Annotated in this window: 7 protein-coding genes; 6 read left to right on the top strand and 1 reads right to left on the bottom strand. The window is 71.6% G+C overall.

From position 1 onward, the window contains the following. Both DW299_RS04360 and DW299_RS04355 read left to right on the top strand, forming a co-directional pair. Nucleotides 1–523: thiamine pyrophosphate-binding protein (locus DW299_RS04360; protein ID WP_342589046.1), on the top strand; the 523-nt coding region annotated here is incomplete at its 5' end. A 16-nt stretch (nucleotides 524–539) separates the two neighbouring features. Next, a complete protein-coding gene (locus tag DW299_RS04355; protein ID WP_136035846.1) occupies nucleotides 540–1,382 on the top strand; it encodes a polyphosphate kinase 2 family protein in 843 nt (280 codons plus the stop codon). A 15-nt stretch (nucleotides 1,383–1,397) separates the two neighbouring features. On the opposite strand, the gene DW299_RS04350 is transcribed toward DW299_RS04355, so the two are convergent. Continuing rightward, nucleotides 1,398–2,651 carry an isochorismate synthase gene (locus DW299_RS04350; protein ID WP_136035845.1) on the bottom strand — a complete coding sequence of 418 codons (1,254 nt, stop codon included), beginning with the start codon at nucleotides 2,649–2,651 and terminating at the stop codon, nucleotides 1,398–1,400. A 54-nt stretch (nucleotides 2,652–2,705) separates the two neighbouring features. On the opposite strand from DW299_RS04350, the gene DW299_RS04345 reads away from it, so the two are divergent. The 4 genes from DW299_RS04345 to DW299_RS04330 are packed head-to-tail and all read left to right on the top strand — an operon-like array spanning nucleotide 2,706 to nucleotide 6,520. After that, nucleotides 2,706–3,269 (top strand): DUF402 domain-containing protein, encoded by a 564-nt coding sequence (locus tag DW299_RS04345; protein ID WP_136035844.1) that lies wholly within the window; start codon nucleotides 2,706–2,708, stop codon nucleotides 3,267–3,269. After that, nucleotides 3,266–3,985 carry a class I SAM-dependent methyltransferase gene (locus DW299_RS04340; RefSeq protein ID WP_136028849.1) on the top strand — a complete coding sequence of 240 codons (720 nt, stop codon included), beginning with the start codon at nucleotides 3,266–3,268 and terminating at the stop codon, nucleotides 3,983–3,985. Before DW299_RS04345 ends, DW299_RS04340 begins: the two co-directional genes overlap by 4 nt. 43 nt (nucleotides 3,986–4,028) lie before the next feature. Continuing rightward, on the top strand, nucleotides 4,029–5,090 hold the full coding sequence (locus DW299_RS04335) for a polyprenyl synthetase family protein (protein WP_136028851.1): 1,062 nt from the start codon (nucleotides 4,029–4,031) through the stop codon (nucleotides 5,088–5,090). A gap of 56 nt (nucleotides 5,091–5,146) precedes the next feature. After that, a complete protein-coding gene (locus DW299_RS04330) occupies nucleotides 5,147–6,520 on the top strand; it encodes an FAD-dependent oxidoreductase (protein ID WP_136028853.1) in 1,374 nt (457 codons plus the stop codon). The last annotated feature ends 63 nt before the right edge of the window (nucleotides 6,521–6,583 follow it).

Raw genomic sequence — 6,583 nt, 5'->3', positions numbered from 1 at the left:
CGACGCGGTGTGGCGGGCCACGTGGCCGCACGACCGCCTCGTGTTCGGCTCGTCCCGGCTCGTGCGCGTGGCCGACGAGGTCCTGGCGGGCAAGAAGGTTCCGGTGCACGCCAACCGCGGGCTCGCGGGCATCGACGGCACGATCGCCACCGCCACCGGTATCGCGGTCGCGAGTCAGGCCGCCGGCGCCCCCGGGATCACGCGGGTGCTGCTGGGTGATCTCGCGTTCCTGCACGACGTCGGGGCGCTGCTGCTGCCGCCCGGAGAGCAGGAGCCGCGGCTGCAGGTGATCGTCGGCAACGACGGCGGCGGCACGATCTTCGACGGGCTCGAGGTGGCGTCGTCGGCGCCGTCCGCGCATCTCGACCGGGTCTTCTACACCCCGCATGGCGTGCGCCTGGAGCATCTCGCGCTGGCGTACGGGTGGGAGTATCAGCGCGTCACGACCCGGACGGCGCTGGATCAGGCCCTCACGTCCCCGCACGGCGGACGTCAGATCATCGAGGTGCCGCTGGCGCGGTGACTGGCAGGATGTGCGTATGAACGCGCACACCTGGACTCAGAACCTGCGGGTGGGGCCCGGCTTCCGCCTCGCCGATGTCGATCCGGACGCCACGCCGGGGTACGACCACGGCAAGTCGCGCGGGAGGGAGGACCTCGCCGCCGGGCTGGAGCGGTTGAACGACCTGCAGGAGCGTCTGTTCGCGCAGAGTCGGGTCGGCACGGCGCAGGACGCGGTGCTTCTGGTGCTGCAGGCGATGGACTCGGCGGGCAAGGGCGGCATCGTCCGGCACGTGGTCGGCGGTGTGGATCCGCAGGGCGTCGCGCTCGCCGCGTTCAAGGCCCCGACCGAGGAGGAGCGGCGGCACGACTTCCTGTGGCGCGTCGAGAAGCGCCTCCCGGAGCCCGGTTTCATCGGGGTGTTCGACCGTTCGCACTACGAGGACGTGCTGATCGGGCGGGTGCGTCAGCTCGCCGATGCCGCGGAGATCGAGCGCCGCTACGACGCGATCACCGCGTTCGAGGAACGGGTCGCAGCCTCCGGCGTCCGCATCGTCAAGGTGATGCTGCACATCTCGCCCGAGGAGCAGAAGGCGCGACTCATGGAGCGGCTGGAGCGTCCGGACAAGCACTGGAAGTACAACCCGGGCGACGTGGACGAGCGGATGCTGTGGCCGCAGTACATGCAGGCCTACCAGACGGTGTTCGACCGCACCGCGACCGACGCGGCGCCGTGGTACGTGGTGCCGGCGAACGCCAAGTGGTACGCGCGGCTCGCGGTGCAGGAGCTGCTGCTCGCGGCGCTGCAGGACATCGACCCGCAGTGGCCCGTCGCCGACTTCGACGTGGAGGCGGAGAAGAGGCGGCTGGCCGCGAGCTGACCGGGGCTGTGGTCGTCAGGCCAGGGCGTCGACCAGGGGGCGGAACTTCACGCGGGTCTCCAGCAGTTCGCTCTCGGGATCCGATCCCGCCACGATCCCGGCGCCGGCGTAGGCGGTCACCGCGATCGCGCCTCCGGTCGCCGTGAACTGCGCGCACCGGAGCGCGATGGCCCACTCGCCGTTGCCGTCCGCGTCGACCCAGCCGACCGGTCCGGCGTAGCGCCCGCGGTCGAAGGGTTCCAGGTCGCGGATGGCGGAGACCGCCGCGGCCGTGGGCGTTCCGGCGACCGCCGCGGTCGGATGCAGCGCGCGCACGAGGTCGAGGGTCGATCTCCCCTCCTCGAGCTCGCCCTCCACATCGGTCGCGAGGTGGAACAGGTTCGGCAGCTTCAGGAGGAACGGCTGCTCGCTCGCGGCCAGCGCCCTGGTGTGCGGGCGGAGCTCCGTGAGCACGCTCTGCACCGCGTACTGGTGCTCGTCGAGGTCTTTGACGCTGGAGGCCAGGTGCGTCGACGCGGCCGTGTCGGCGTCGGCGTCGGCACCGCGGCCGATGGTGCCGGCGAGCACGCGCGCGGTGACGGTGCGGTCCTGCACGGTCACGAGGGTCTCCGGGCTCGCGCCGATGAGCCCGTCCACCGCGAACGCCCAGGTGTCGGGGTAGCCGGTCGCGAGGGCTCGCACGAGGCGCCGCAGATCGGACCCGGCGGGGACGGTGCCGCGCAGATCGCGCGCGAGCACGACCTTGCTGAGCTCCCCGTCGGCGATGCGCTCGAGCGCGGCGCGGACCGCGTCCTGGTAGCCCTGCGGGCTCTGTGCGCCGGGGCCGACCGTACCGGCCCAGTGCGGACCGTACGGGCGGGTCTCGAGCGCTGTGGGTCGCGCGGTGTCCTCGGCCAGGCGGATCCGCGTCTCCCAGAACCGGTCGCCGTGGCGGCCGAGCACGCGGGAGGGGATCGTGAGCACGCTGTCGGCGGTGGACGACGGATCGAACGTGAAGGCGCCGAACGCCACGAGCCCGGTGCCCGGCAGCCCCAGGGGGTCGGTCACGTCGGCCTGGGCGGACAGCCCCCGCCAGAACGTCGCGAGGGCTTCGAGACGCGTCTGCCCCGGTTCGGCGGTCGGACGGATCTCGGCGAACGGCTCGCCGACCGCGACGATCCCGTCTCCACGGCGGAGCCAGGCGAGGGGGCGTGCGGGGTCGGCGTAGGCGAGGAGGTCTTCGACCGGGTCGATCTGTCGGGTCTCCACGACCAGGTGGGTGTGATGCACGTGTCCAGCCTAGGCCGCGGCGCCGGCGGCGATCCCGCGTCGTAGGGTGGGCGGATGAGCGACGCGCGCCCCGCACCCGGCACCGAGATGGTCTTCCAGTGGCGCAAGTGGGACGGGTCGCCGCACTGGCGGCACGAGTGCGTCTACCTGGGTGCCGATCACTGGGGCGACTGGGTCGGTCAGCCCGTCGGCTGGCACAGCGTCCGCCCGGGGGCGGAGTTCCACGCCGCGACGCCCAATGTGACGCTGGTCCCGCCGAGTCGCGACTTCGCCCTGACCGTGAACCGGCAGCACCCGCGCGGCCTGCGCATCTACATCGACCTGGGGTGGGAGGTGCAGTGGTCGGACGACCCGCTGCGTGCCGTCGGGATCGACATGGACCTCGACGTCGTGCGCGTGGAGGGGGAGCGCGGTACCTGGGTCGACGACCGCGACGAGTGGGCCGAGCACAGCGTCGTGTACGGGTATCCGGCCGACGTCATGACCCACCTGGAGGCGCTCGCGCTCGACCTGGAGGGGCGGGTGCGGGCGAGGATCGCGCCGTTCGACGATGCCTCCGCCGACGTCTGGCTCGACCGGCTGGAGGCGCTCGATCTCGCGCCTAGACTGAACGCGTGACCTCGAACGACAAAAACCGCGCCGACCTCGGCAAGGACCCCGCCCGCGTGAGCGGCATGTTCGACCAGGTCGCGGCGGGCTACGACCGCACGAACACGGCCATGACCTTCGGCAACGACGCCCTGTGGCGCGCCGCCACCACCCGGGCCGTGGCGCCGAAGCCGGGGGAGCGCATCCTCGACCTCGGGGCGGGCACCGCGTCGTCCTCGGCGTCCCTGGCCCGCAGCGGCGCGCAGGTCGTCGCGGCCGACTTCTCGCCGGGCATGCTCGCAGAGGGCCGCCGTCGGCACGGAGCGATGCGCAACCTGTCGTTCGTCCAGGCCGATGCCACCGCCCTCCCGTTCGAGGATGGCGAGTTCGACGCGGTCACCATGTCCTACGCGCTGCGCAACGTGAACGATCCGAAGAAGGCCCTGCGCGAGCTCTACCGCGTGACCAAGCCCGGCGGACGCCTGGTGATCAACGAGTTCTCGACGCCGCCGGGCAAGCTGTTCCGCGGTGCCTACCGCTTCTACAACGCCCAGGTGCTCCCGCGGGTGGCCCGGGTGGCCGGGACGAACGGCGATGCGTACGACTATCTGAACGAGTCGATCCGCGAGTGGCCGGACCAGAAGCGGCTGTCCGCGTGGATCCGCGATGCCGGGTGGCAGGACGTCGCGTACCGCAACCTCTCGTTCGGCATCGTCGCCCTGCACCGCGCGCGCAAGCCCGCGTGAGCACGGCGCGAACCGCGGCATCCGACGCGGGTAGGCTGGGAGCGTGACTTCGAGCCCCCACCCCCCGGGTTCGCGACTGGCGAGCCGTCTCGGCTTCAGCGATCGCGTGTTCATCGGCCCCGCCGGACGCCGGGTGGCCCGCACGATCGAGGACGGGCTCGAGCTCGTGGAGACCGGGCTCGCCGATGACGTCCGCGTGGCCGATCCGCTGGCCGACGCTGCGAGCCGCTATCTGTACGAGGCCGGCGGCAAGCGCATCCGGCCCGTGCTCACGCTGCTCGCCGCGCAGCTGGGCGACGGCAACACCCCCGAGGTGATCGACGTCGCGAAGGCGCTGGAGATCACCCACCTCGGATCGCTGTATCACGACGACGTCATGGACGGCGCCGACCGCCGCCGCGGGGTGCCCGCTGCCCATGCGGTCTGGGGCAACAACATCGCCATCCTCACCGGCGACATCCTGTTCTCCCGGGCCAGCCAGCTCATGTCGCGGCTCGGCGAGCGGGCGATCCGTCTCCAGGCCGACACGTTCGAGCGCCTCGTCCTCGGACAGATGCACGAGACGCTCGGTCCGCAGCCCGATGACGATCCGATCGCGTTCTACATCCAGGTGCTGGCCGACAAGACCGGTTCGCTCATCGCCGCGGCGACGCAGGGGGGCGTGATCTTCTCGAACGCGCCGACCGAGTACGAGGAGCCGCTGCGGGTGTACGGCGAGAAGATCGGCGTCGCGTTCCAGCTGCTCGACGACGTGATCGACCTGTCGGCCAAGCCCGAGGAGACCGGCAAGGTGCCGGGCACCGACCTGCGCGCCGGCGTGCCGACCATGCCCTACCTGCTGCTCAAGGCGCAGAAGGATGCGACGGCCGAAGACCTGGCGGCCCGCATCGACGACGGCGTCGCGCTCATCGCGGACGGCGCCGACCCCGCGATCCTCGACGGCCCCCTGGACGAGCTGCGCGACCACCCGGTCACGCAGAAGACCCTCGAACTCGCGCATGCGTGGACCCAGGAGGCGATCGACGCCCTCCGGCCGTTGCCGCGCGGCACCGTGCGCGAGGCATTGACCCGATTCGCCGAGACCCTCGCCGAGCGCTCGAGCTGACGCGACCCGCGGCTTCGCGCCGCGTGACGGCGGCGACGGCATACGAAAGGACCTCCATGACCAAGCTCCGACTGGCCATCGTCGGCGCCGGCCCCGCCGGTATCTACGCCGCGGACATCCTGCTGAAGGCCGAGCGCAAGTTCGACGTCTCGATCGACCTGTTCGAGCAGCTGCCGGCCCCCTACGGGTTGGTGCGGTACGGGGTCGCCCCGGACCACCCGCGCATCAAGGGCATCATCACGGCCCTCCGCGATGTGCTCGACCGCGGCGACATCCGCCTGTTCGGCAACGTGCGCTTCGGCGAGGACATCACGCTGGACGACCTCAAGCGGCACTATCACGCGGTGATCTTCGCGACGGGCGCGATCCGCGACACCTCCCTCGACATCCCGGGCATCGATGCGGTCGGCTCGTACGGCGCCGCCGACTACGTGAGCTGGTTCGACGGCCACCCCGACGTGCCGCGCGAGTGGCCTCTCGATGCGGAGTCGGTCGCGGTGCTCGGCAACGGCAACGTGGCGCTCGACGTGTCGCGCATGCTGGCTAAGCACGCGGAGGACCTGCTGGTGACCGAGGTCCCGGAGAACGTGTACGAGGGGCTGAAGGCGAGCGCTGTCACCGACGTACACGTGTTCGGTCGCCGCGGTCCGGCCCAGGTCAAGTTCACCCCGTTGGAGCTGCGTGAGCTCGGGGAGCTGCGCGACGTCGACATGGTCGTGTACGACGAGGACTTCGACTACGACGAGGCGGCGCGCGACGCGATCGCCAGCAACAAGCAGGTCATGGTGATCGACCGCATCCTGCAGTCGTGGCGCAAGCGCGACTCCGTCAACAACGCGGGGGGAACGGCCTCGCGCCGCCTGCACCTGCACTTCTGGGCGAAGCCGGTCGAGGTGCGCAAAGACGACCAGGGCCGCGTCGCCGCCCTGGTGTACGAGCGCACGAAGCCCGACGGGCAGGGTGGCGCGATCGGCACGGGCGAGCTCCGTGAGGTCCCGGTGCAGGCGCTGTACCGCGCGATCGGCTACTTCGGCTCCCCGCTCCCCGGTGTTCCGTTCGACAAGAAGCACGGCGTGATCCCGAACCGCGAGGGTCAGGTGCTGGCGAAGGACTCCAACGAGCGCGTGCCCGGCGTCTATGCGACGGGATGGATCAAGCGCGGACCTGTCGGGCTCATCGGGCACACGAAGTCCGACGCCATGGAGACCGTGCGGCACGTCATCAACGACCAGGGCTCCTGGTGGCACCCGGAGGATCCGTCGGAGGAGGCCATCCCGGCGCTGCTGGCCGAACGCGGCGTCGCGTGGACCGACCTCGACGGGTGGCACCGCCTCGACGAGCACGAGATCGCGTTGGGCGCCCCGCACGAGCGCGCCCGCGTGAAGGTCGTGCCGCGCGAGGAGATGGTGCGGGTGTCGCGGGGCGAGTGACCCGCCCGGATCGCCGCAGCGCGCCCGGGCCGGAGGAGCACTCCGCCCTAGGCTGAGGGCATG

It is taken from the genome of Microbacterium sp. K35 (assembly GCF_004794375.1).
GTDB classification, from domain to species: domain Bacteria; phylum Actinomycetota; class Actinomycetes; order Actinomycetales; family Microbacteriaceae; genus Microbacterium; species Microbacterium sufflavum.
The sequence above is the reverse complement of the archived record's forward strand: the minus strand, read 5'-3'. Positions and strand labels throughout refer to the sequence as shown.

Bases quoted from the DNA above. Each gene is read 5' to 3' on its own strand.
- DW299_RS04330 (WP_136028853.1), top strand. From the start codon at position 5,147: ATGACCAAGCTCCGACTGGCCATCGTCGGCGCCGGCCCCGCCGGTATC.
- DW299_RS04355 (WP_136035846.1), top strand. From the start codon at position 540: ATGAACGCGCACACCTGGACTCAGAACCTGCGGGTGGGGCCCGGCTTC.
- DW299_RS04345 (WP_136035844.1), top strand. From the start codon at position 2,706: ATGAGCGACGCGCGCCCCGCACCCGGCACCGAGATGGTCTTCCAGTGG.